The sequence below is a fragment of the Hymenobacter edaphi genome, from assembly GCF_003258365.1.
GTDB classification, from domain to species: Bacteria; Bacteroidota; Bacteroidia; order Cytophagales; family Hymenobacteraceae; genus Solirubrum; species Solirubrum edaphi.
In genome coordinates, this window is the sequence record NZ_QHKM01000008.1 from 176,563 (window position 1) to 200,595 (window position 24,033).

Here is a 24,033-nt window from a genome sequence, read left to right on the forward strand (position 1 = left end):
ACTCGTTATGGTCAACGCTTACCGTCAAATTATTGCCCGCTCGGGGCGCGCCAACCGCCGGGGGCGCTTGCTGCTGAGCCTATTGCTGTGGCTGCTCGTGGCTGCCGCTGCCCGGGCCCAGGCCCCGGCCATGCAGGTGGCGGCGGGCGGCGGCCATTCCCTGAGCCTGCACACCGACGGCACTCTGTGGGCCTGGGGCGACAATAGCCTTGGGCAGCTGGGCAACGGGCAAGCGGCCGTCTCCCAGTTCAGTCCCGTGCAAACGGGCGTCGGGGCGGTCTGGCAGTTCGTCAGCGCGGGCCAGACGCATACGGTGGCGATTCGCCAGGACGGCACGCTCTGGGCCTGGGGCGCCAACAATGCCGGCCAGCTCGGCGACGGCACCACCACCACCCGCCCGACACCGGTGCAAATCGGCACGACTGCCACGTGGCAAAGCGTCAGCGCGGGCACCGACTACACCGCGGCGGTGCGAACCGACGGCACGCTCTGGGCCTGGGGCAGCAACATGGACGGACAGCTTGGCGACGGGACGACCACCAATCGTCTGGCCCCGGTGCAAATTGGCACGACTGCCACGTGGCGCAGCGTCAGCGCGGGCGTTTTTCACACGCTGGCCCTGCGGCAGGACGGCACTCTGTGGGCCTGGGGCTACAACGCCTTCGGCCAGCTCGGCGACGGCACCACCACCACCCGCACCAGCCCGGGGCAGGTGGGCGCCGGCACGGCCTGGCAAACGGTCAGCGCCGGGGGCGCCCACTCCGTTGCGCTGCGCACCGATGGCTCGTTGTGGACCTGGGGTAACAACACCTACTGGCAGCTGGGCATCGCGGCCACTGCCGATCAGCTGGTGCCGGTGCGCTTCGGCACTGCGGCGGCCACCTGGCGCAGCGCCAGCGCGGGCGGTAGCTTCACGGTGGCCGTGCATACCAATGGCACGGTGTGGGACTGGGGCATCGACGGCGTGGGCTGGATGAGCACGCCCTTCGCCCCTGACTACTCGCCCAAGCAGATCGGGGTCGATGCTACTTGGCAGCGCGTCAGCGCCGGCTACGCCCACGCGCTGGCCGTGCGCCAGGACGGCAGCGTGTGGGCCTGGGGCAGCAACTACGAGGGGCAGATAGCCCGGACGGCCCGTTCGTTCCGCGCCTCGCTTTCCCCGGCGCAGGTCGGGGCGGATACCAACTGGCAGCGCGCCAGCGCCGGCGACCAGTCCAGCACGGCCGTGCGTACCGATGGCACCCTGTGGACCTGGGGCAGCAACCGGTACGGGCAGCTCGGCGGCCCTTCCACCACCGGGCTGCCCGGCCCGCGGCAGGTGGGCGCGGCCACCACCTGGCAGCGCGCGGAGGCCGGCGCCTCGCACGTGACGGCCCTGCGGACCGACGGCACGCTCTGGACCTGGGGCAATAACGCCAACGGCCAGCTCGGCGACGGCACGACCGGCTCCCAGCGCGACGCCCCCGCGCAGGTGGGCACCGTCGCCAGTTGGCAAAGCAGCAGCGCCGGGCTGAGCCACACCGTCGGGGTGCGGGCCGATGGCAGCTTATGGACCTGGGGCAGCAACACGGACGGGCAGCTCGGCGACGGCACCACCACGCGGCGCAGCAGCCCGGTGCGGGTGGGCACGGCCAGCACCTGGCGGAGCGCCAGCGCCGGGCTGAGCCACACCGTCGGGGTGCGGGCCGATGGCAGCTTATGGGCCTGGGGCAGCAACGGGGCCGGCGAGCTGGGCGACGGCACCACCACCCCGCGCACCAGCCCGGTGCAGATCGGGGCCGGGGCCACGTGGCAAAGCGCCAGTGCCGGCAAGAACTTTACCGTAGCGCTGCGCACCGATGGCACGCTCTGGGCCTGGGGCTACAACAGCAACGGCCAGCTGGGCGACGGCACCATCATCCGGCGCAGTACCCCCGTGCAAATCGGTGCGGCCACCACCTGGCTGAGCATTAGCGCTGGCCAGAACTTCGCGCTGGCCCTGCGCCAGGATGGTACTCTCTGGGCCTGGGGCGACAACTCTTACGGGCAACTCGGCGACGGCACCACGACCAACCGCCTCACCCCCGTGCAGATCGGCAGCGGCACCACGTGGCGCAGCGTCAGCGGCGGCTACTCGCACGCGCTGGCCGTGCGCCAGGATGGCACGCTCTGGGCCTGGGGCAGCAATGGCAGTGTCGGGAAACTGGGGTATCCCGATGTGTTTGAGCAGCCCCAGCAGGTGCTGCCGAACACCCCCCTGGCCACGGCGGCGGCCCGTTTGGCCGGCGCGAGCTTCACCCTGTACCCCACGGTGCTGGCGGCCGGGCAGGCCTTGCACTACCAGCTGCACGCCCGCGCCGCAGCCGGGGCCGAACTGGCGGTGTACTCGCTCACCGGCCGGCACGTCGCTACGCACCGCCTCGCGGCCGCTGGGGGAATTGTGCCGGTCGGCGCGCTGCCCGCCGGCTGGTACCTGGCCCGCCTGCGCCTGCCCGACGGCCGCACGGCCACCAGCCGATTCCTGGTGCGCTAAGGCCGCCACGCCAGACGCGCTCTAACCAAGCGGCGGCTCCTTCCCGGTAGGAAAGGAGCCGCCGCTTCGTATTGGCCCACCAATGGGGCTGGCCTGCCTGGCAGCAGGCCGGGGGCGGGGCCTTACTCGTCGGGCAGCCGGCGCTGAAAGTGCAGCTGCAGCAGCGTGTCAATCTTTTCCCGGTCCAGGGGTTTGCTGATAAGGCCCGCAATGGGCAGCTCGTTGATGCGGGCCAGGGCGCTGCCGTCCATGTAGGTGGTCAGCATCACGATGACGGTGGCGTCCTGCTGCTCCTGGGGCAGGCGCAGGTAGGCTTCCAGAAACTGGATGCCGTCCATGCCGGGCATGTTCACGTCGAGCAGCAGCAGCGAAGGCACGTAGGGCGGCGGCTGGGTGAGCAGGGCCAGGGCCTCCTCGCCGTTGTGGGCCACGCGCACCTGGTGGGTCACGTCGAGCTTTTTGAGTAGGTGCTCGTTGAGGAAATTGGTGGTGTCGTCGTCGTCGACGAGCAGAATGTGGGGCAGCTTTTCCATATAAAGTCTAGTCGGGGGAAGTACGCGGGAGGGTAACGGTGAAAATGGAGCCCAGGCCCGGCCAGCTGCGCACCGCAATGGTGCCATCGGCGTTTTCCACGATGCGCTTGAGCATGTAGAGGCCCACGCCCGAGCCGTCGACGTGGGAGTGCAGGCGCCGAAACAGGGTGAACAGCTTACCCTGTTGCTGCTCGGTCAGCCCCAGGCCGTTGTCCTGCACCGTCAGCACCACCTGCCCGGGCAGGCAGTGGGCACGCAGGTGTACGAGGGGCGGGCGCTCGGGGTGGCGGTACTTGAGGGCGTTGCTGAGCAGGTTGTAGATGATGCTGCGCAGGTTTTTGGCCGCGAAATACACGGTAGGGCAGGCGTCCAGGTCGAGCATGAGGTGGGCGCGGGTGGTTTCGATGAGCGAGGCCAGGTCCAGGCGCACGTCGTCGACGAGGGCGGCCAGCGGCACCAGCTCGGCCGGCTGGGCGTGCTGCAGGCGCGACACGTCGGTGAGGTGGCCCACCGTCTGCTGGAAGCGGGCCACGGCGCCCTGCATCAAGCCCAGCAGGTGCAGCACCATGGGCTCGGCGGTGTCGGCGGGCAGGTAGTCGCGCAGCGCGTCGAGCAGGCCCTCGATGTTGGCAATGGGCGCTTTCAGGTCGTGCGAGGCCGTGTACACGAAGGTGTCCAGGTCGGTATTGATGCGCGTGAGCTGGGCGTTGGTGTCGTTCAGCTCCTCGTTGGCGGCCTGCAGCTCCTCGTTGAGGGCCTGCACCTGCCGGCGGGCCTGCACCTTGTCGGTCACGTCGAGAATAAAGGCCAGAATGCCCGTGACCTGCTGCTGCTCGTCGAACAGCGGCTGGTAGAGGAAATCCACGTAGCGCTGCTCGGGGCGGCGGGTACGCCGGTCGTAGAGGGCGGCCGGCACGTCGGTGCCCACAAACGGCTCCCCGGTGGCGTATACCCGGTCGAGCAGCTCGATGAAGCCCTGCCCGACCACCTCCGGAAACACCGCGGCCACGGTGCTGCCCAGCGTGGTGCGGTCGGCCGACAGCGCCTGGTAGAACTCGTTGAAGAAACTAAAGCGGTGCTCGGGGCCGCTGAGCGTGGCAATGGAGGCCGGCACCAGGCGCAGAATCTGGCTGAGCAGCCCCTGCTGCACCCGCAGCTGCTCGCGCTGCGCCTCGGCGTCGGCCAGGGCATCGGCCAGCTGCCGGGTACGCTCCTGCACGCGGGTTTCCAGCTCCTGGTTGAGCTGCTCCAGCTGCCGGCGGGCCTGCACCTGCTCGGTTACCTCGTTGGCCACTACCATGGCCCCGTCGATGCGGCCGTCGGCCTGGTACACGGGCACGTACACAAAGTCCCAGTACACGGTGTCGCGGCGGCCTTCGCGCTCGTGCACGGCTTCCATGGCGTGGGCCACGTGGGGCACGCCGGTGGCCATTACCTCGTCGAGCAGTTCTTCGTAGCCCATGCCGGCCACCTCGGGCAGGGCCTCGAACAGGCCCCGCCCCACAATCTGGTCCTGGGTACGCCCCCACAGTCGGCACACGGTGGGGTTGGCCAGCTCGATAACGTAGCGCGGCCCGCGGTACACGGCAATGGCAATGGGCGCCTGCTCGAACACGCGCTGCAGCTCGCCGCGCTGCCGCTCGGCTTCGGCGCGGGCCGCCTGGGCCTCGTGGGTGCGCTCCTGCACGCGGGTTTCCAGCTCCTGGTTGAGCTGCTCCACCTGCCGGCGGGCCTGCACCTGCTCGGTCACGTCCACCGCGAAAACCAGGATGCCGGTCTGGCCCTGCTCGTCCCGCATGGGCTGGTACACAAAGTCGAAGTAGCGGGGCTGCAGCGTGCCGGTGGCGGCCTCGTGCAGCTGCACGAGCAGCTCCTGGCCGATAAACGGCTCCCCGGTGGCGTACACCCGGTCGAGCAGCTCGATGATGCCCTGATCCACCAGCTCGGGCATGACCTCGGCCACCGACTGCCCCAGCCGGACGCGGTAGTCAATCAGGCCCTGGTACAGGTCGTTGGCGAAGGAGAAGCGGTGCTCGGGGCCGCTGAGCGTGGCAATGGCGGCCGGTACCTGCCGCAGAATGCGGCTGAGCAGTTGCTGCTGCTCTTCCAGCTGCCGGGTACGCTTCTGCACGCGGGCTTCCAGTTTCTGGTTGAGCTGCTCCAGCTGCCGGCGGGCCTGCACCTGCTCGGTTACGTCCACCGACACATCGATGACGCCGAGCACCTGGCCCTGCGCGTCGTAGAGTGGCTGGTACACGAAGTTGTGGTAGGTGGTCTGCAGGCGGCCGTCGCGCAGCATGGTGGCCGGCGTTTCGGTGCCCGTTACGGGCACTCCGGTGCTGAGCACCTGCTGCAGTAGCGCATCGAAGCCCTGGCCCTGCACCTCGGGCAGCGCCTGCAGCAGCGGCCGGCCCAGCACCTGCTCGACCGGGCGACCCAGGGTGGCGGCCATCTGCTCGTTGGCGGCCGTGATGCGCAGCTCCTCGCCCTGAAACAGCCCGATGGCCACCGGGGCCTGGGCCAGCAGGGCTTGCAGCAGGTTTCGTTCGCGCTCGGCCTCGGCGCGGGCCGCTTGTTCGCGGGCCTGGCTGTCGCGCAGGGCCTGCTCCTCGCCGGCCAGGCTGCCCGGCCCGAAGCTGACCAGCAGCCCGTCGCCCACGCGGCGGGCGGCCAGCCGGTAAGCATCGGCGCCGTCTTCGGCCGGGTAGTGCTGGGGGCCGTCGGTGAGCAGCGCATCCCGGTGGAAGGCCCAGAGGCCGGTGGCCTCGCCGTCGGGAAACTGCTGGCGGTACGTGGCGGCTGGGCGGGCGGGCAGGCGCAGCAGCCGCTGGGCGGCGGGATTCAGGTAGCCGAACACCAGATCCGTGACTTGCCCGGCCTCGTCGCGCACGGGCTGGTAATACACGATGCCGGAAACCGATAAGTCGAGTAAAGCAGCAAAGAACTCGTCGGGCGGTGCCAGCAGGGGCAAGTCAGCAGGAAGCATTGAGCAGAACAACCCGGAAGCAATGGGTGGATAAAGGTAGCAGTACGGAATGTGGCGTCGCCGGACTATATGCAACCGCAAAACGAATAACCGCGCGCCCGGCCCGCCGCGAACAACACGGCCAGCCAAGCTCGGCGGGCGGGCGCCTGCGTTTGAAGCCGACTAATATACGACGCCGCGCCCAGCGCCGCAGACCGGGCGGGCGCGGCGGGGCCGGAAAGGCAGCGGGCGCGGCGCGGGGGCGGCCCCAAGGTATCCTGCGAAGCTCAGCGGGCCGTCGGGCAATAGTCCGCCTCCCGGCCCGCTGGCCAGGGTCGATACGGAATGCGGTGTTCCTTGGCTCCGCAGCGCCGAAGTGGCCCCGCGCAGCCGCCCAAATGCCGCCGCGCCGCTAATTGGCCGGCTGCAGGTAGCGGTTCAGAAAGGTAAGCGTCGACTCGTAAGCCCGCTGCTCGTTGGCGCGCTTGGCGAAGCCGTGGCCCTCGTCCTCAAACACCACGTACTCCACGGCCCCGCCCTTCTTTTTCACCGCCGCCACGATGTCGTCCGACTCGGGCTTGATGACGCGCGGGTCGTTGGCCCCCTGAATCACCAGCAGGGGCCGCTCGATGCGCCCGGCGTGGAACAGGGGCGAGGTAGCCTGCAGCCGCTCGATTTCCGTGGTCGGGTCGCCGATTTCCTGGTACAGCGCCTGCCGCTGCGCTTCCCAGTACGGCGGAATGCTCTGCAGCGTGCGTACCCAGTTCGACACGCCGAAGATGTCGACGCCGGCCGCGAAGCGCTGCGGGGCGAAGGTGAGGGCCGCCAGCGTCATGTAGCCGCCGTAGGAGCCGCCGAGGATGGCCACCCGGGTGGTGTCCACGTAGCCCAAAGAGGCGAGGTACTTTTTGGCGGCCAGGCAGTCCCAGAGCGGCTCGCGGCCGTGCTTCCGGTCGTCGGCGGCGAAGAAGGTTTTGCCGTAGCCCGAGGAGCCGCGGTTGTTCACGCGCAGTACCACGTAGCCGTTGTTGGCCAGGTACTGGGCCAGCGGGAAGTAGTTCGGCGTCGACTGCCCGCCGGGCCCGCCGTGCACCTCCACCACCGCCGGCAGCTTGGTTTTGCCCGGGCGGGTGCCCAGCGGCGTGTAGAGCAGGGCCGGTATTTCCAGCCCATCGAAGCTTTTGTAGCGAATGGTTTTGGTGTCGACCAGATCATCGGCGCTGATGGCCGGGTTGAGCGTCTGCGTGAGGCGGGTGGTGCGCCGGGTGGCGAAGTTGTAGACGTACAGGTCCGAGGGGTTTCGGTCGCCGTTGACGTAGTAGGCCAGCAGCATGTCGGAAGGGGAGAAGCTCACCCCGCTGATGTTGCCGCTGGGCGGGGCCGGCAGCTCCACGGGCCGCCCGCTGATGGCGTCGTAGAGGCGGATGCTGGTGCGGCCGTCTTCGTTGAACATGGTGAGGCGATACTGCCCGGTGCGCGAAAAGCCAGTGTACACCGCGTCCCACTTGCTTTGCTCCACCGTCTGGCGCGGGCCGCCGCTGAGCGGGTAGCGCACCACGTAGCTGAACTCGGCCCCGTCGTCGGTGGTGGCGTAGAGGTAGCGGTTGCTGGGGTCGAAGGCCATCGGGTTGTTGCTCACGCTGCCCTGGTGCTGGCTCACCGCTTTCAGCTCCTTCGAGGCCACGTTGTACAGGTACACATCCGAATCAAGCGTGGTGGCGGTTTTCTGCAGGGCCACCCACCGCTCGTCGTCCGACACGGCCGCCGGGTCGAAGCCCTGCTCGTTCTTGAACAGCAGGGTGCGCTGCAAGGAGGGCACGGCGTAGCGGTACACGTCCATGAACTTCGGGTCGCGCTCATTCGACAGCACGTAGAAAGCCTTGTTGTCGCGGCGCCAGGCCAGGAATTCGGCCCGCAGCTTGGCCCCCGGCGTCAGGTCGCGCTCCGCGCCGTCGGCCTCGCGCAGGTAGAGGTGGAAGTTCTCGTCGCCGCCCTGGTCGTGGCGGTAGAGGATGCGGCCATCGGGCAGGTAGGTAACGGCGTAGAGGCTTTCCCTGGTGCTGGCGCTCAACGGCGTGGCCGCGCCGCCGCCTACAGGCACGGTGTAAAGGTTGAAGATGCCCGTCTGGTTTGAGGAGTAGAGCACCTGCTGCTCGTCGGGCGAGAAGGCCCGGCCGCTGAGGCGGGTAGTGGTCATAAACTGCTCGATGCTGTAGCGCTTGGGCACAGCGGCGGCCGGGCGCTTTTTCTGCTGGGCCGGGGCTGCCAGCGCCAGCAGCAGCCCGCCGGCCAGTAACAGGGGGGAGAAGTGTTTCATGGGCTTGGTTGCGGAAAAGGGGCTGGACGAGGCGCGGCCGGCAGCGTGAGAATCTATCTGGCTTGCCTTGTATTAATATAGTATAATTTGCTTATAGTTCAATTGGCTCCCGGCCTAATGGGTGCGCGGTATCCCGGGCTGCGCGCCAGGCGAAACAAACCCGCCCGCGCAAACGGCCGGGGAATTAGCTCACGGTAACCGGTTTGATCAGCAGGAGCGGTATGTTTACCTGCTATTCTTCATCCTCAGCATTACTCGTATGGTACACCTTTGTCGCCGGCTTTTTCACTACAGTTGCCTGATCGGTTGCCTGCTGGTGGCCGCAGTGGCGTCCGGGCAGGCGCAGCCCGCAGCGGCCGTAACCCTGGACGCCGGCCAGGAATACACCATGGTCCTGCGCGCCGACGGTACGCTCTGGGCGTGCGGCGATAATTACGCGGGCCAGCTCGGCGACGGTACCACCATCCGCCGCTTTGAGCCGGTGCCCGTGCGTGGCGGCGCCACCTGGCGCAGCATCAGTGCTGCAGACCGTACAACCTTCGCCATTCGGACGGATGGCACGCTGTGGGGCTGGGGCGAAAACTCGTGGGGCCAGCTCGGCGACGGCACCACGACCAGCCGCAGCACGCCCGGGCAGGTGGGCACCGCCACCAACTGGCTGAGCGTTGCCACAAGCTCGGGCCACACCGTCGGCATCCGCACGGACGGCACCCTGTGGGCCTGGGGCTTCAACGGTGGTGGTCGGTTGGGCGACGGCACCACCACCGACCGCCTCACGCCGGTACAAATCGGTTCGGCGACCAATTGGCAGAGCGTCAGCATCGGCGGCGGCAGCACCCTGGCCATCCGTACGGACGGCACACTCTGGGCTTGGGGGTGGAATTACCACGGTGTGCTCGGCGACGGTACCACGACCAGCCGCAGCACGCCCGGGCAGGTGGGCACGGCCACCAACTGGCGGGCCGTCAGCGCGGGATACAAGCACGTAGCCGCCCTGCGCGCCGACGGCACGCTCTGGACCTGGGGCACCAATAACAACGGGCAGCTCGGCGACGGCTCCACCACCGACCGCCTGACGCCCGGGCAGGTGGGCACGGCCACCAGCTGGCAGCTGATCAGCGCCGACTCGCACACGCTGGCGGTGAAAGCCGACGGCACGCTCTGGGCCTGGGGCTTCAACTACTCCGGGCAGGTGGGCGACGCGACCCGGACCAACCGCCTCGTACCCGTCCAGGTGGTGACGGCCGGCGGCTGGCGCGTCGTCAGTGCCGGCGCCCGCCACTCCCTGGCCCTGCGCGCCGACGGCACGCTCCTGGGCTGGGGCGAGAATCATTACGGCCAACTCGGTACGGTGGAACGCTCATTGCAGCAGAACTCGGCGCCCGTGCGCGTCGGCGCGGCAACCACTTGGCGCAGCGTCAGCGCCGGGGTCAATCATTCGCTGGCCGTGCGCGCCGATGGCACCCTATGGAGTTGGGGGCAAAACCTGTTCAACCAGCTGGGCGACGGCACGACCACCGACCACTACCCCCCAACGCAGGTGGGCACGGCCGCCGACTGGGAAAGCAGCAGCGCCGGCGAGGGTCACTCGGGGGCGGTGAAAACCGATGGCAGCCTGTGGGCCTGGGGTAGCAACTATTCCGGCCAATTGGGCATTGGGGCGGCCGCGGCCAGCCCCATGCCGGCCCGGGTGGGCACCGCGCAGAACTGGCAGAGCGTGGAGGCCGGGCAGAGCAGTACGCTGGCCATCCGCCGCGACGGTACGCTCTGGGCCTGGGGCAACAACGGGTATGGTCAGCTCGGCGACGGCACCACGACCAACCGCAACACGCCCACGCAGGTGGGCACGGCCACCGACTGGCTGAGCGTATCCAACAACGGTACGCCTACGCTGGCGCTGCGCACGGATGGCTCGTTGTGGAGCTGGGGCGCCTTTGGGCAACCGGGCAGCTACACCACGCCCGCCCGCGTCGGCACCGCCAGCTGGCGGGCGGCGGCGGCCGGCAGCCACTATTCGCTGGCCGTACGCGCCGACGGCACGCTCTGGGCCTGGGGCGACAATACCTACGGGCAGCTCGGCGACGGTACCACGACCAGCCGCAGCACGCCCGGGCAGGTGGGCGCCGCCACCAACTGGCAGAGCATTAGCGCTTACCCCGACTTCGGGTCCGAATTTGCGGCCGCCCTGCGCCAAGACGGTACGCTCTGGAATTGGGGGGCTAACTCCTACGGGCAGCTCGGCGACGGCACGCTCACGGCGCACCCGACCCCGACTCAGCTCGGAACGGCCACCTGGCGGCAGATCAGCACCGGCCGCGCCCACACCCTGGCCATTCACCAGGATGGCACGCTGTGGGCCTGGGGCGACAATACCTACGGGCAGCTGGGCTACCACCCCAACTACTTCGACGTCCCGCACCCCCTCAGCTGGGCGCCGCTGGCTGCGGCCACGGCCCGCGCTGCGGTTTCCTTCGCCGCCTACCCCACCGTGCTCGACGCCGGCCAACCCCTGCGCTACGTCCTTGCCGCCCCCGTGGCCGGGGCCGAGCTGACGGTGTACTCGCTGGCGGGCCGCCGCGTAGCCACGTACGCCCTGCCGCCGGCCGCCACCGGGGCGGTGCCGCTGCGCCCGCTGCCGGCCGGCTGGTACCTGGCCCGCCTGCGCTACCCCGACGGCCGTACGGCCGCGGCCCGCGTGGCCGTGCGCTAACTGCCGCCCGGCGGCGCTGCAAGCCGGGCCGCCGGGCGGCGCTTCTACGCCGGGCCGTGGCCGGAGCCCGCCGGCCCGGCGTTGCCGCCCGGCCGGCGGCCACGCCGGGCGTTTTGCCAAATCAGCGCATCTTTGCCGGATAGGGCCACGCCAGGCCCGCTTTTGTCGCGTTCTGCCCGCATGAAAAACTCCCCGCTTCAACTCGCCCTCAACGCCGTCCTGCTGCTTGCCGTCGGGGTGCTGTTCTACCTGCACTTTGCCAGTAAGCCCGCCACTTCCGCCCCGGCCGTGGCCACCACCGCCCCCGCTCCGCCGCCCATGACGGCCCCCGACTCAGCCGCTGATGCTGACGATGCGCCGGCTGCCGCAGAAGAGGCCAAGCCCGCCGCGCCCGCGCCGGCCGCTACGGAAGACAACGTGCGCAAGGTGGCCTACGTGGAATCGAGCAAGCTGCTCGACCGCTACCGGGGCCTGCAGGACGCCCGCCGGGCCTTCGAGAAAAAGGCGGCCGTGTGGGAGCAGAAGCACCGCGCCGCCGTGCAGAGCCTGCAGAACGCCGTGCAGAGCTACCAGAAAATGGCCCCCAGCATGACCGATGAGCAGCGCGCCACAGCCGAGCAGCGCCTGCAGCAGCAGGAGCAGCAGGTAGCCCAGCAGCAGCAGCAGTTGCAGCAGCAGGCCCAGGAGGAGGAAGCCAAGATGACCGGCGGCGTGCTCACCAAGGTCAACAAGCTGCTGGAAGTCTACGGCAAGGAAAATAACTACGACCTGATCCTGGTGGCCGGGGGCGGCACCATTGCCTACGCCCGCCAGGGCCTCGACATCACCGACATCGTGCTCAAGCGCCTGAACGCGGATTACGCCGCCGGCCGAAAATAAATGGCCCGCTCCGCGCGTTCTGAACCCCGCCGCCCGCACCCGGGCGGCGGGGTTTTATTTTTTCCGCTGATTATCCAACCAATCCGCCGCCAGTTGGCTCTTGCCGACAGGTACGGCGGCTGCCGGCGCACCACATCCGCTGCATTATGCTGTGGCCGAATGTGGTAGCTTGCCGGGATTTTGCCTGCCCCCTCTCCCTCAATTTATAGTTCTATGCATTCCTCTTTACGCGCCGGCGTGCTGGCGGCCGTGCTCGGCGGCCTGCCCACGGCCGCCGTGGTGGCCCAGCAGCCCACTCCGGCCCGCGTCACCTTCAGCGGCTACGTGCGCGACGCCCGCACCGGCGAAAACCTCATCGGCGTGGCCGTGGTGCACCCGGGCTCGGGCCAGGGCACCGCCACCAACACCTACGGGTTCTTCTCGCTCACGCTGCCCGCCACCGGCGACACCACCCGCCTGCTGACCTCCTACCTGGGCTACCAGCGCCAGCTGCGCCCGGTGCGCCTCGACAAAAGCCAGCAGCTCGACATCCGGCTACAGCCGGCCAGCAGCGAGCTGCAATCGGTGGAAATCGTGGGCACCCGCGAGGAGCAGATTGCGCGCACCACCCGCATGGGCACCATGAACATTCCGATCAGCCAGATGAAGGCCGTGCCGGCCTTGTTCGGCGAGCGGGACGTGCTGAAGGTGCTGCAACTGCTGCCCGGCGTGCAGAGCGGCGGCGAGGGCCAGAACGGCCTCTACGTGCGCGGCGGCTCGCCCGACCAGAACCTGATCCTGCTCGACGGCACGCCCGTCTACAACGCCTCCCACCTGTTCGGCTTCTTCTCGGTGTTCAACGCCGACGCCCTGAACAACGTGGAGCTGGTGAAGGGCGGCTTCCCGGCCCGCTACGGCGGCCGCCTTTCTTCGGTGCTCGACATGAGCATGAAGGAGGGTAACATGCAGGAGTTTCACGGCGAAGGCGGCATCGGGCTGATTGCCTCCCGCGTGACGCTGGAAGGGCCCATCAAGAAGGATACCGCCTCGTTTATCATCTCGGCCCGGCGCACCTACATCGACGTGCTGGCCCGCCCGCTCATCAGCCTGGCCATGGCCGCCGAGGGCATTCCGGCCGACGAGCGGCCCACCATTGGCTACTTCTTCCACGACCTGAACGCGAAGGTGAACTGGAAACTGGGTCCGCGCGACCGGCTGTATTTGAGCGCCTACACCGGCCGCGACAAGTTCTACGCCCGCATGAAGGACAAGCGCGGCAGCTCGGACGAGTACTCGAAGATGAAAAACGGGCTGGGCTGGGGCAACCTGACCTCGGCCCTGCGCTGGAACCACCTCGTCAACGACCGGCTGTTCGTCAACACCCACCTCACGTTCAGCCGCTACCAGTTCGACGTGGGCATCGAGCAGGAGGAGCGGCGCAACGACAACGGTACGCTGCGCACCGATAAGTACGCGCTGAAGTACCTCTCCAACATCCGCGACTGGTCGCTGAAGTCGGACTTCGACTACGTGCCCCTGCCCGACCACTACATCCGCTTCGGCGGGCAGTACATCTGGCACCAGTTCCGGCCCGGCGCGGCCCAGGCCAAGAGCAACAACCCCGACGACAACATCAACTTCAACATCGGCTCGCGCACCCAGGCCCAGGAAATGAGCCTCTACGCCGAGGACGACTACAAAGTAACGGAGCGGCTGAAGGTCAACGGCGGCCTGCGCCTCAACAGCTTTCTGGTGCGCGGCAAGCTCTACCCCTCGGTGGAGCCGCGCCTGGCCGCCCGCTACCTGCTCACCGAGGACTGGTCCTTGAAAGCCTCGTACGCCCGCACCACCCAGTACATTCACCTGCTGGCCAACTCGGGCATCGGCCTGCCCACCGACCTGTGGGTGCCGGCCACGCCCAAGGTGAAGCCCCAGAAAGCCCAGCAGGTGGCCCTGGGCGCGGCCCGCAACGTGCGCTTCAAGGACGAGGACTACGAAGTGAGCCTGGAAACCTACTACAAGCCCATGCAGCGCCTGATCGAGTACCGCGAGGGCGCGAGCTTCCTGGGTACGACGGACAGCAACTGGGAAGACAAAGTGACCAGCGGGCAGGGCTGGGCCTACGGGGCGGAGGTGTTCGTGCAGAAGAAATCGGGGCGTACCACCGGCTGGGTGGGCTACACCCTGGCCTGGAGCCGCCGCCGCTTCGCCGAGCTGAACCAGGGCCAGATCTACCCCTACAAGTACGACCGGCGCCACGACGCGACGCTGGTGGTCATTCACCAGTTTTCGCCCACGCTGCGGCTGTCGGGCACCTTCGTTTACGGCACCGGCAACGCCGTCACGCTCTCGCGCGGCAGCTACACGCTCGGCCCCGATTTCTACCAGTTCGACGACTACGGCCCGCGCAACTCCTACCGCATGCGCGCCTACCAGCGCCTCGACCTGGACCTGAGCCAGACCAAGAAGAAGAAGTGGGGCGAAATCGTGAACAGCTTCTCCGTCTACAACGCCTACAACCGCCGCAACCCCTACTTCCTGTACTTCGACCCGGGCTACCAAAATTCCTACACCGGGCAAACGCAAAAGCCGACCTACCGCCAGATCAGCCTGTTCCCCATTCTGCCCTCCTTCAGCAAGAGCTTCCGCTTCTAATCCGATTCTGCCATGACGTTCATCCAGTCTGATTTTCTGCGGAAAACCCGGTCCGCCGCCCTGCTGCTGCCGGCCCTGCTCGCGGCCTGCGACACGGCCATCGACGTGCCCGAGCCCGCGCACACCCCCCGCGTGGCCATGGTGCTGACCCTCGACAACCTGGCCGCCAACGACTCGGTGATGCGCCAGAACTACCTGGGCCGCCTGCCCTTCGTGAGCGTGAGCCAGCGCCTCTACGACCTGACGCCCCTGCAGGGCCGCACCGACGCCACCGTGGAGGTGCGCGACGCGGCCGGCGCGGTGGTGGAGCGCTACCGGCCCATTACGGCGGCGCCCTCCCCGTACCCGGGCGGCGGCTACTACAACCAGGGCCAGTACCGCCCCACGCTGCGCTACCAGTTCCGGCCCGGGCAGACCTACCGGGTGCGCACCGCGGTGCCGGGCATCGAGCCGGCCGAAAGCCAGCTGACGCTGCCCGCGCCCGTGGCCGTGGACGTGACCCAGACCCCGCTGAGCAGCAACAGCGGCCAGACGCGCGCCCGCGTCACCGTGGCCTTCGACGAGCCCGGCGGCAGCAACGACTACTACCTGGTGACGGCCCAGATCGTGGACGCCGATGGGCAGCGTGTGGGCTACCTCAACCTCAGCGACGAGGACGATACCGGCGTGGCCGTGCCCACCTATCGTCTCTCGGATCCGCGCTCCTCTTACGAGCTGTATCCCTTCAGCGACTCGAACGTGAACGGGCAGCGTCTCAGCTTTTCGGCCAACGTGACGTTCTACAGCGGCAGTGGGCAGCCCGGCACCGGCGGGCAGGCCTATCTGCAGGTCACGCTCAGCCACCTCACCCGCGACCTGTACCTCTTCTACAACAGCTACGTGCAGTACAGCAACAACGACGGCAACCCCTTCGCCGAGCCCACGCCGCTGTACTCCAACGTGGCGCCCGGCTTCGGCATCTTCGGCGGCGCCACCGATACCTGGGTGCGCCTGCCGCTGTAGGCTACGACTGGAAAAATCGGCCCGGAGCCTGTAGCGGCATTAAACTTGCGTAGGTGGGTTGCGTCTAATAATGCAGAACCAACCCGCGCTCCGGCGCTTCTGATATATGCCTAATCTGCTGAAAACCTTGGTGCTGGCTGGCGCCGTGGCCGTTGGTGGCCTGCTGACCAGCTGCGTTTCGTCTGGTTACGTGGTCGGGCCGCCCCCGCCGCCCGTCATCGTGCGGCCGGCCCCGGTTATCGTCACGCCGCGTCCGTACTACCGGGCCCGGCCATACTACCGCCCCGCCCCGCGGCCCTACTACGGCCCGCGCTACTACGGGCACGGGCACGGCCGCCGCTGGTAGCTTCGTTCTACTGCCGCGACTGTAAGCCACGAGGCCCCGCCGGATCATCCGGCGGGGCCTCGTGCGTTTTTGAGAAAGTCAACCGGCACAGTGTAGAGACGCAACCTTGCATCTCAATCGTTGCTGATGTTGTTTTAGCCAGTGCAGGTTTGGCCGTTCAACGGCAAGACGTAAGGTTGCGTCTCTACACCGGACTAACGAGCCAACAATCAACCGAAAAACGCCCTAGAAGCTGAAGCGCACGCTCACGGCCGCGTCCTGGTACACGGCGCTGTTGCCGCGGTACACGTCGAAGTAGGGCTTGTAGTCGGCGCTGATGACCAGCGGCAGGTCCGGAATCTTGTACTCCAGGCCCAGCACGAAGTCGGCGCCGAACACCGGGTACACCTGGTCGTCGGCGTAGTAGGCGTAGTAGTACCGGTCGTGCTTTTTGCGGCGGTACTCCACCACGTAGTAGTAGCGGCCGCGGTAGGCGCCGGCGTGCAGGCCCGCGCCGAGGTACCACTGCAGGTTTTTCACGTCGGGCAGGATGGTCCAGTGCTTTTCCAGCAGCAGCGTGAAGCGGGCGCCCCGGCCGAGGTATTCGGTCGTGACCAGGCCCTCGACGGCTGCGCCCTTGCCGGGGTTGAAGAAGTGCTTCACCGTCAGGCCCGAGGCAAAGCCGCCCCCGCGCAGACCGATGCCGGTGGTGTAGCCGGCGCCGCCGCTACCACTGCTTTTGCTGCCGCCGCCCTTGCCCCCGGACGACTTGCCGGACTTGGTGCTGGTTTTCTTGGTCTGGGCCGAAACTTGTCCGATTCCGAGGGCCAGCGTGAGCAGGAACAGAAGCAGAAGGGGCTTTTTCATGGATGAATGCAAAATTAGGGTCGCTGCGTTTGTTTTCGGAGTTATCAGAAGCCAAACTTACGGATTCGAGTGCAATTCAGGCCGAGGGCGAGACGCCCGCCTGAATTTCATCGGACAGGTGCACGCGCACGCCGCCGCCGTCCTGGTAGGCCGCGTTGAGCATGGCCTGCGCCACCGCCTGGGCCGCCACGGCCCGGTAGCGCCGCAGCGGGCCCAGCAGCAGCGGGTTCACCAGCTTCAGCAGCACCGCCCCGATTTGCTCGCCCAGGCGCTTTTCGGGGCGCGCCCCCAGCAGCAGAGAGGGGCGAAAGATGTGGACGGACCGGAACGGCGCCTGCCGCACGCTGGCTTCCATGTCGCCCTTCACGCGGTTGTAGTAGAAGGAGGAGTGGGCATCGGCGCCCATGGCCGACACGACCATGAACTGGGCGGCGAAGTTGGCGGCCGTCAGGGCGGCCAGCTTCACCACGTAGAGGTAGTCCACCTTGTAAAACGCCTCCTTCGAGCCGGCCTGCCGCATGGTGGTGCCCAGGCAGCAGAACACGTCGTCGGCAATCAGCGAGAGGCGGTGGTCTTCGAGGTGGTCGAAATCGACGGTGCGCTGCACCAGCAGCGGGTGCATCAGCGGCAGCGGCCGGCGCCCCACGCTGATGACTTTAGTGTAGCGGCCGCAGCTGAGCAGCAAAGGCAGCAGCTGGCTGCCCACGAGGCCGCTGGCGCCGGCAATGAGGGCGACTTTCTGGGGCGCCGACGAAGTGGGGTCCATGTCTGGCAAACGGTCAGGGGAGGAGTTGACGGTTTCCCCAACGGGAGAAGCGCCCGAAGGTTCGGCCAGGCTTGCTGAGGACGCGCGGGCGCCGGTTTAGCCGCGCCGCGCCGTAACCGGTGCCTACCCCAAGGCAGGCTTTCAGCCTGCGTCTGACGCGCAAGCAGCCCTTGCGAGTTCGGCGAAGCCTCGGGCTACGTAGGTTGAACACCAGCTTTAGTTCGGGCACCGGTTACGCCGCTGAGTGGCTAAACCGGCGCCCGCACGGCCGGCGCTTTTACTCGGCGTCGTCGATGAGGCGCGTGGAGTCGGGGTGCAGCTCCACCTGGCCGCGGCGGTAGAGGGTGCCGAGGGCTTTTTTGAACACCTTCTTGCTCATGCCCACGCGGCGGTAGATTTCCTCCGGGTCGGTTTTGTCGGTGATGGGCAGCTTGCCGCCGGCTTTGCGCAGGTAGCGCACCAGCTCGTCGGCGGCGGCCAGGGCTTCGTCGTAGCCCTGGCGCTGCAGGCTCACGTCCACCTTGCCGTCCTCGCGCACCTGGCGCACGTAGCCGGTCAGCTGGTCGCCGATGCTGAGCGGGCGAAACACCTCGTTGCGGAACAGCATCCCCTGGTAGCGCCCGTCGACGAGCACGGCGTAGCCCAGCTCGCTCTGGCCGGCCACCAGCAGCGGCACCTGCTGGCCGGGCTCCAGCAGCGGGTTGCGGTCGGTGAACCGCTCCCACTTGGCAGTGGCCACCAGGCGGTCGGAGGTTTCGTCGAGGTAGATGTAGACCAGCACCAGGTCGCCCACGTGCACGCGCTTGGGCTGGTTGCGCAGGGGCAGCAGCAGGTCCTTGAGCAGGCCCCAGTCGAGGAAGGCGCCCAGCGCGCTGGCGGAAGTGACCTTGAGTACGGCAAACTCATTGACCTTGGCCAGCGGCGTTTCGGTGGTGGCGATGAGGCGGTCCTCGGAGTCGCGGTACACGAAGGCGCGCACCATGTCGCCCACGCGCACGCCGGCCGGCACATAGCGGTCGGGCATGAGAATGTCGCCGTCGTCGGAAGTCAGGTAGATACCAAATTCGACGAAGCGGGCTACTTCCAGGTCGTTATAGTCGCCAAGGTTCATGGGCAGGGGAGGGGCAGTTATCGAGGAGCAACGCGGCTCTAGCCGGGCAAAGGTCGGGAAGTTTAGGCGTTAGGGAGGGGCAGGGTGTATACTTATAGTTTGTCTGGAAATTCTGGTAGGGAAATAACCCTTATCCACCCGGTTTCCCACCCGTAGCTGCTATTGCCCAGGTAAGAAACACCAAAGGTGAGATACACAGAACGGCTCCCAGCGCGTAGGCAGTAGCAAGTTTATAGCGTTTTGTAGTCAGCATTATCACCAGCAGTACGGTATTGGCTAAGCTGCTGAACAGAGCTGTGAACCAAGCAAAGACGGCAAGTGCTAGCCAAGTCGATTCTGAGTGAGGCAGGATCTTAGTACTCCAAAAACACAGGGCCAGTACTACTAAAACACACGTGTTCAGAATAGATGGCCCTGCAGAAGCGCGGACAAATACACGAAGCGGCATAGTTGTGAGTTCATCATTTATTTCCCTTAGCGCATAACCTATTACCCTTCTAAGCTCCGCTACAATCCCGAGTCATACCGCACGATGCTGGGCTGGCCAAAGCTGAAGTCGTTGAAGCGGTAGATGGTGCGCGAGGTCTGGTAGAGGCGGGTGCCGCGGCCGTCGTCGACGCCCTGGGGGTAGAAGCCAAACAGCAGCTGAATGGTGTTGACGGCCAGGTATTCGTTGCGCAGACGCACGCCCAGGCCGAAGCCGGTGTAGGGCTTGTTCTGAAAGGGCGAAGGGCGGCCGTTTGTGCTCAGCCAGGCTACGTCGGCCCAAGCAATGCCGGCCACGCGGAAGCCCAGGAACGACACCGGCGTAAACACGTTGGCCTCGTAGTTGAGCACGAAGCGCGAGGTGCCGCGCAGGATGCCGTCGTCGCTCATGCCGCGCAGGCCCCGGTCGCCGGCAATGCTCAGCACCAGGTCGGAGGGCTGCCGGCCGATGCCGATGATGCTGCGGTTCCAGAAGAAGTGGCGCCACTGCCAGTTGCCGGTGTGGTACAGGCGCGTGAAAGCCAGAATTTCGCTGGAAAACGCGCCTTCCTGCCAGCGCCCGTAGCGGTAAAAGCGCCCGTACTCACCGTTGACGTACAGGTAGCCGTGCAGCGGGTTGAAGCCGGCCAGCGCCACGCGCCCCGCGAAGTAGGAGCGCCCGCCGGTGGGGTTCACGTCGTAGCCGCTGGTGAAGGTGAGCAAGGAGCCCGTGGGCACGTCCTCGGTGCGGCCGAAGCCGAACAGGTAGCGGTCCTTGTAGTAGCGGCGCACGCTGTAGCCCAGGCTGAACAGGGCCGTGTTGCTGCTCTGAAACGTGGGGTCGGGGCGGCGGTAGTAGTCGGTGCGAATGGCGCGGGTGGCCACCACCACGCGGGCCGGGTTTTCGTAGCCCAGGTCGTAGGAGCGGGGCTGAAAGGCGCGGCCCACCCAGGCATCGGCCACGGTGTAGCCCATCGGGTCGAACTCCGGAATGGTGCCGTCCTCCGGGAAGGTGCGCTGAATGCCCTGGTTGAAGCGCGTCAGGTTCAGGGCGTAGGCGTAGCGCGTATTCACCGACACGAAGCCGCGGTACAGCGACGCCCCCGCTTCCTCGTACTGCCACTGGTTGCGGTAGCGGGCCTGCACGCCCACGTAGTTGCGCAGCGGCACGGTGTAGCTGCCCTCGTACTGCCAGCCCTGCGGGTTCGAGAGGCCGTAGTCGAGGCGGTTGCGGAAGTCGTGGCCGCGGGCCAGGAAGTTCTTGTCGCGCAGCGTGAGCAGGCCCGCGCCCACGTCGCGAATCTGCAGGCCACCGCTGATGCTGAACACGTCCTTGGTGATGACCTTGATGTCGACGCTGTCCTTGGTGGAGGTTTTTTCGTTGACCACCACCCGCGCATCCAGGATAAAGTTGGTCTGGCGCAGCAGACGCTCGGTTTCGGCCAACGACTGGGGCTTCAGCTCCTGGCCGGGCCGGAACAAGAGCAGCTTGCGAATCTTGCGCCGGGCCGTCTTGATGTGCAGCGCGTTGCCGCCCTTCTCCAGAATGTTGCGCGGCACCCGCGTCGAGTCGTTGATGTTGAAGCCAAACGCGTCGAGCGTCTTCACGTCGACGCGGCGCACCACCTTGTAGTTGTGCCGGTCGTACTGCCGGTCGAGCAGCGTGGCATCGAGGCCGCCCTGCTCCTCGCGGCGCTCGGTGAAGTTGAAGAGCACCGAGGCTGCCTTGCCCAGGATGGTTTTGCGCTTGGTGTAGGCCTTGAGCCCGCCGAGGAAGCGCTGCTGGTCGAAGCCGCGGCGCAGCGAGTCGACGGGCGCGCTGGCGGGGCGGCGCACGGTGTCGCGCACAGCGGGCTGCTGCTGGGCTACGGCCGGGCCCGCCGACGCCAGGGCCAGCACCGGTACGAGTAAGGATAGGAAGTAGCGCGGCAGACGGGTAAGCACAGGAATCAGACACCGCCCGGGCCCCGGGCGTTGCCAACGAAGATACGAAAGCCCCGGTCGGTGCGGTTGCGCGGCGTATTATGCTGAGGTTGTGTCTAAAAAAATTAGTCCCAAAAAAACTGGAACTGAGTTGCGCAACCAGGCGTTTTTTGGGTTCTTTACAACCCGAAGCGCAGCCCCTCGATGAACGAGCGAATCATAGAAAAGCTAAGCATTTTGGCCGACGCCGCCAAGTACGATGCCTCCTGCTCGAGCAGCGGTGGCAAGCGTAAGAACATGGACAAGGGCCTGGGCAACGCCGAAGGTATGGGCATCTGCCACTCCTACACCGAGGACGGCCGCTGCGTGAGTTTGCTGAAGATCCTGCTCACCAACCACTGCATTTTCGACTGCGCCTACTGCGTTTCGCGCAAGTCCAACGACGTGAAGCGCGCCGCCTTCACGGTGGAGGAAGTGGTGGACCTGACCATGAACTTCTACCGCCGCAACTACATCGAGGGCCTGTTTCTGAGCAGCGGCATCTTCTCCTCGCCTGACTACACCATGGAGCGGCTGGTGCGCATCTGCAAAAAGCTGCGCACCGAGGAGCGTTTCAACGGCTACATCCACCTCAAGACCATTCCCGGCGCCTCCGAGGAGCTGATTCAGGAAGCCGGCCTCTACGCCGACCGCCTGAGCGTCAACATCGAGCTGCCCTCGGAGCTGAGCTTGCAGGCCCTGGCGCCCGAGAAAAACTACGCCGAGATTCTGACGCCGATGAGTCAGATTCAAAGCAAGGTGGCTGCTAACCGAGAGGAGCGGGAGCTGTTCAAGAAAGCCCCGCAGTTTGCCCCCGCCGGCCAGACCACCCAGCTCGTCGTGGGCGCCTCGCCCGAAACCGACCACCAGATCATTCAGCTCACCGACAGCCTCTACAAGGGCTACGGCCTGAAGCGCGTGTACTACTCGGGCTACGTGCCCGTGTCGGGCGACCAGCGCCTGCCGCAGGTGGTGCAGCCCCCGCTGATGCGCGAGCATCGCCTTTACCAGTCGGACTGGCTGATGCGCTTCTACGGCTTCGACGCTGACGAAATTCTCGACCCGGCGCACCCCCACCTCGACCTGGAAATCGACCCGAAGCTGGCCTGGGCCCTGCGCCACCGCCACGTATTCCCCGTCGATGTGAACACGGCCGATTACGAGCTGATTCTGCGCGTGCCGGGCGTGGGCATGAAGTCCGCCAAGCGCATCGTGGCCGCCCGCCGCTTCGCCCCGCTCACCCTCGACCACCTGCACAAGTTCGGGGTGGTGCTGCGCCGGGCGCGCTACTTCATCACCTGCCGCGGCATGGCCCTGGAAAAGCGTGAGTACGACGAGCAGACCGTGCGCCGCAAAATCCTCTACGGCGACGGGCAGACCCGCTCGGCCCTGGTGAAGCGCCAGCTCGACCTCTTCGCCCCCGAGCCCACCATCGTCACCGCCCCCGACCTGGTGTCGCCCCAGCTCGATTTGTTCCGCCAGGCCGGCTGACTGCCCGATCAAGCCTAGCCCCCTCTTCTCTCAATACCACCGCCATGACTATTCTCGACCACCAACAACCCGCGCTGCCCCTCGGCCCCACGCTCGACGAAGCCGATAAAGTGGCCCGCATGGCCTGCTGCTGCCGGCTTTCGGAGCTGCTGCCCATCGTGCGCCAGCAGCTGCAGGCCCGCCGCGAGCAGCTGGCCGCCCAGCAGCGCCCCGCCGAAGCCGCGTAAGCTTTATTTCCGCGTCGTAGCGCGAACCGCAGGTCAGCGGAGCGAACTTTCAGTTCGCGTATTCCGCACGTTTGTCGACCCGAATGGCGCGAGTCTGTCGCGCGTGACTCGTGTTGATGAGTAGAATTCTTCAGACTCCCGGCCGCCAGCGGCCCTGCGGAACCGCGCCAATCGGGAAGGAAACACTTTATCGTTTAAGTGCCGGGAGTCTGGAGACTCCCATCCATCGGGCGACACGAGTCAGGCGCTGCGCGCTTCAGACTCGCGCCAGCCAGGAGCCAGCGCCGAGCCAGCTAAGACTGGAATCAGCTTGTAAGCCCGTTTTATCACCGTGAAAAAGCTGCGCCCTACTTCCCTGGTCCGCCGCGCCCCCGGGCTGCCGGCTCAGCCGTCCGTTACCTCGCTGCGGGCGGGCGGGGCGCTGCCGCCCGGGTTCGATGCGGCGGCCCGCTTTACCTACGACGGCTCGTTCGACGGGCTGCTGTCGGTGCTGCTCACCTGCTGGCAGCTGCGCCGCTGGCCCGAGGCCATTGCGCCGGAAGGGGCGGCCCAGGGCGGGTTGTTCAGCGAAACCCACTCAGTGCTCACCGACGAAGACCAGGCCCGGCGCGTGTGGGAAGGCATGCTGCGGCACATGCCGGGCGAGGCGCGCACCAACCTCTACAAAACCTTTCTCTCGGAGCGCGCCGACCGGGAGCTGCTCATCTTCCGCTACGTGCAGCTGGCCATTCAGGCTGGTGGGCAGGACATCAGCGAGCATTTCGCCGACGATACCGTGCGCACGGTGGCCGAAATCAACAAGCAATTGTTTCGCGAAAAGCACCGCATGGAGGCCTTCGTGCGCTTCGAGCGGACCCAGGACGGACTGTTTCACGCCAGCATCGAGCCCGATTTTGACGTGCTGCCGCTCATTGCCGAGCACTTCACCAAGCGCTACGCCGACCAGCGCTGGCTGATTTTTGACCGGCGCCGCCGCTACGGCCTTTACTACGACCTGCAGCGCACCGACGTGGTGAGCTTCGACCGGGCCGTGGAGGCGGTGGCAGCCAGTAGCAGCGCCGTATCGGCCGCCGTGCTCGACGAGCGGGAGCCGCTGTTTCAGGTGCTCTGGCAGGCGTATTTCGACCACGTCAATATCCCCGAGCGCAAAAACGTGAAGCTGCACCGGCGCCACATGCCCAAGCGCTATTGGCGCTACCTCACCGAAAAGCAGCCCCGGGAGCGGCAGTTCCGGCCCATTGACAATAAGCGACGGTAACACACTATC

General features: G+C 66.9%; 16 protein-coding genes. 9 read left to right on the forward strand and 7 right to left on the reverse strand.

Annotation, left to right across the window (positions count from 1 at the left end; genetic code table 11):
- The first annotated feature begins 7 nt into the window (after window positions 1–7).
- Complete coding sequence (locus tag DLM85_RS20565) at window positions 8–2,512, forward strand: RCC1 domain-containing protein (protein ID WP_207891069.1); 2,505 nt, start codon at window positions 8–10, stop codon at window positions 2,510–2,512.
- Between the two features lie 122 nt (window positions 2,513–2,634).
- On the opposite strand, the gene DLM85_RS20570 is transcribed toward DLM85_RS20565, so the two are convergent.
- From DLM85_RS20570 to DLM85_RS20580, 3 genes are all read right to left on the reverse strand, one after another.
- Window positions 2,635–3,045 carry a response regulator gene (locus DLM85_RS20570; protein ID WP_111480058.1) on the reverse strand — a complete coding sequence of 137 codons (411 nt, stop codon included), beginning with the start codon at window positions 3,043–3,045 and terminating at the stop codon, window positions 2,635–2,637.
- Window positions 3,046–3,052: 7 nt separating this feature from the next.
- Window positions 3,053–6,031 (reverse strand): PAS domain-containing protein, encoded by a 2,979-nt coding sequence (locus DLM85_RS20575; protein ID WP_111480059.1) that lies wholly within the window; start codon window positions 6,029–6,031, stop codon window positions 3,053–3,055.
- Window positions 6,032–6,422: 391 nt separating this feature from the next.
- The gene (locus DLM85_RS20580) at window positions 6,423–8,327 is read right to left on the reverse strand and encodes a S9 family peptidase (protein WP_111480060.1); all 1,905 of its coding nucleotides are present in this window, start codon (window positions 8,325–8,327) and stop codon (window positions 6,423–6,425) included.
- Window positions 8,328–8,586: 259 nt separating this feature from the next.
- On the opposite strand from DLM85_RS20580, the gene DLM85_RS20585 reads away from it, so the two are divergent.
- The 5 genes from DLM85_RS20585 to DLM85_RS20605 all read left to right on the forward strand — a co-directional run bounded on the left by DLM85_RS20585 (window position 8,587) and on the right by DLM85_RS20605 (window position 15,898).
- Window positions 8,587–11,037, forward strand: coding sequence for an RCC1 domain-containing protein (locus DLM85_RS20585; protein WP_111480061.1), 2,451 nt, complete (start codon window positions 8,587–8,589; stop codon window positions 11,035–11,037).
- Window positions 11,038–11,217: 180 nt separating this feature from the next.
- Window positions 11,218–11,916, forward strand: coding sequence for an OmpH/Skp family outer membrane protein (locus DLM85_RS20590; RefSeq protein WP_111480062.1), 699 nt, complete (start codon window positions 11,218–11,220; stop codon window positions 11,914–11,916).
- Between the two features lie 213 nt (window positions 11,917–12,129).
- Window positions 12,130–14,550: a TonB-dependent receptor gene (locus DLM85_RS20595; RefSeq protein WP_111480063.1), complete on the forward strand. Its 2,421-nt coding sequence runs from the start codon at window positions 12,130–12,132 to the stop codon at window positions 14,548–14,550.
- Between the two features lie 12 nt (window positions 14,551–14,562).
- Entirely contained in the window at window positions 14,563–15,552 is a 990-nt protein-coding gene (locus DLM85_RS20600) for a DUF4249 domain-containing protein (RefSeq protein ID WP_111480064.1), read from the forward strand.
- 106 nt (window positions 15,553–15,658) lie between these two features.
- Complete coding sequence (locus tag DLM85_RS20605; RefSeq protein ID WP_207891070.1) at window positions 15,659–15,898, forward strand: hypothetical protein; 240 nt, start codon at window positions 15,659–15,661, stop codon at window positions 15,896–15,898.
- A 225-nt stretch (window positions 15,899–16,123) separates the two neighbouring features.
- Here the strand turns inward: DLM85_RS20605 and DLM85_RS25600 are convergent, their stop codons facing one another.
- The 4 genes from DLM85_RS25600 to DLM85_RS20625 form a co-directional block, all read right to left on the reverse strand.
- On the reverse strand, window positions 16,124–16,744 hold the full coding sequence (locus tag DLM85_RS25600; protein ID WP_165822231.1) for a hypothetical protein: 621 nt from the start codon (window positions 16,742–16,744) through the stop codon (window positions 16,124–16,126).
- Window positions 16,745–16,820: 76 nt separating this feature from the next.
- Window positions 16,821–17,510 carry a Rossmann-fold NAD(P)-binding domain-containing protein gene (locus tag DLM85_RS20615; RefSeq protein WP_111480065.1) on the reverse strand — a complete coding sequence of 230 codons (690 nt, stop codon included), beginning with the start codon at window positions 17,508–17,510 and terminating at the stop codon, window positions 16,821–16,823.
- 277 nt (window positions 17,511–17,787) lie between these two features.
- Window positions 17,788–18,621: a CvfB family protein gene (locus tag DLM85_RS20620; protein ID WP_111480066.1), complete on the reverse strand. Its 834-nt coding sequence runs from the start codon at window positions 18,619–18,621 to the stop codon at window positions 17,788–17,790.
- Between the two features lie 507 nt (window positions 18,622–19,128).
- Window positions 19,129–21,030: a BamA/TamA family outer membrane protein gene (locus tag DLM85_RS20625; protein WP_133257176.1), complete on the reverse strand. Its 1,902-nt coding sequence runs from the start codon at window positions 21,028–21,030 to the stop codon at window positions 19,129–19,131.
- A gap of 183 nt (window positions 21,031–21,213) precedes the next feature.
- Between DLM85_RS20625 and DLM85_RS20630 the strand changes: the two genes are divergently transcribed.
- The 3 genes from DLM85_RS20630 (at window position 21,214) to DLM85_RS20640 (ending at window position 24,024) form a co-directional block, all read left to right on the forward strand.
- The gene (locus DLM85_RS20630) at window positions 21,214–22,539 is read left to right on the forward strand and encodes a putative DNA modification/repair radical SAM protein (protein WP_111480068.1); all 1,326 of its coding nucleotides are present in this window, start codon (window positions 21,214–21,216) and stop codon (window positions 22,537–22,539) included.
- A gap of 44 nt (window positions 22,540–22,583) precedes the next feature.
- A complete protein-coding gene (locus DLM85_RS20635; protein ID WP_111480069.1) occupies window positions 22,584–22,766 on the forward strand; it encodes a hypothetical protein in 183 nt (60 codons plus the stop codon).
- 331 nt (window positions 22,767–23,097) lie between these two features.
- On the forward strand, window positions 23,098–24,024 hold the full coding sequence (locus DLM85_RS20640; RefSeq protein WP_243636077.1) for a TIGR03915 family putative DNA repair protein: 927 nt from the start codon (window positions 23,098–23,100) through the stop codon (window positions 24,022–24,024).
- Window positions 24,025–24,033: the final 9 nt, after the last annotated feature.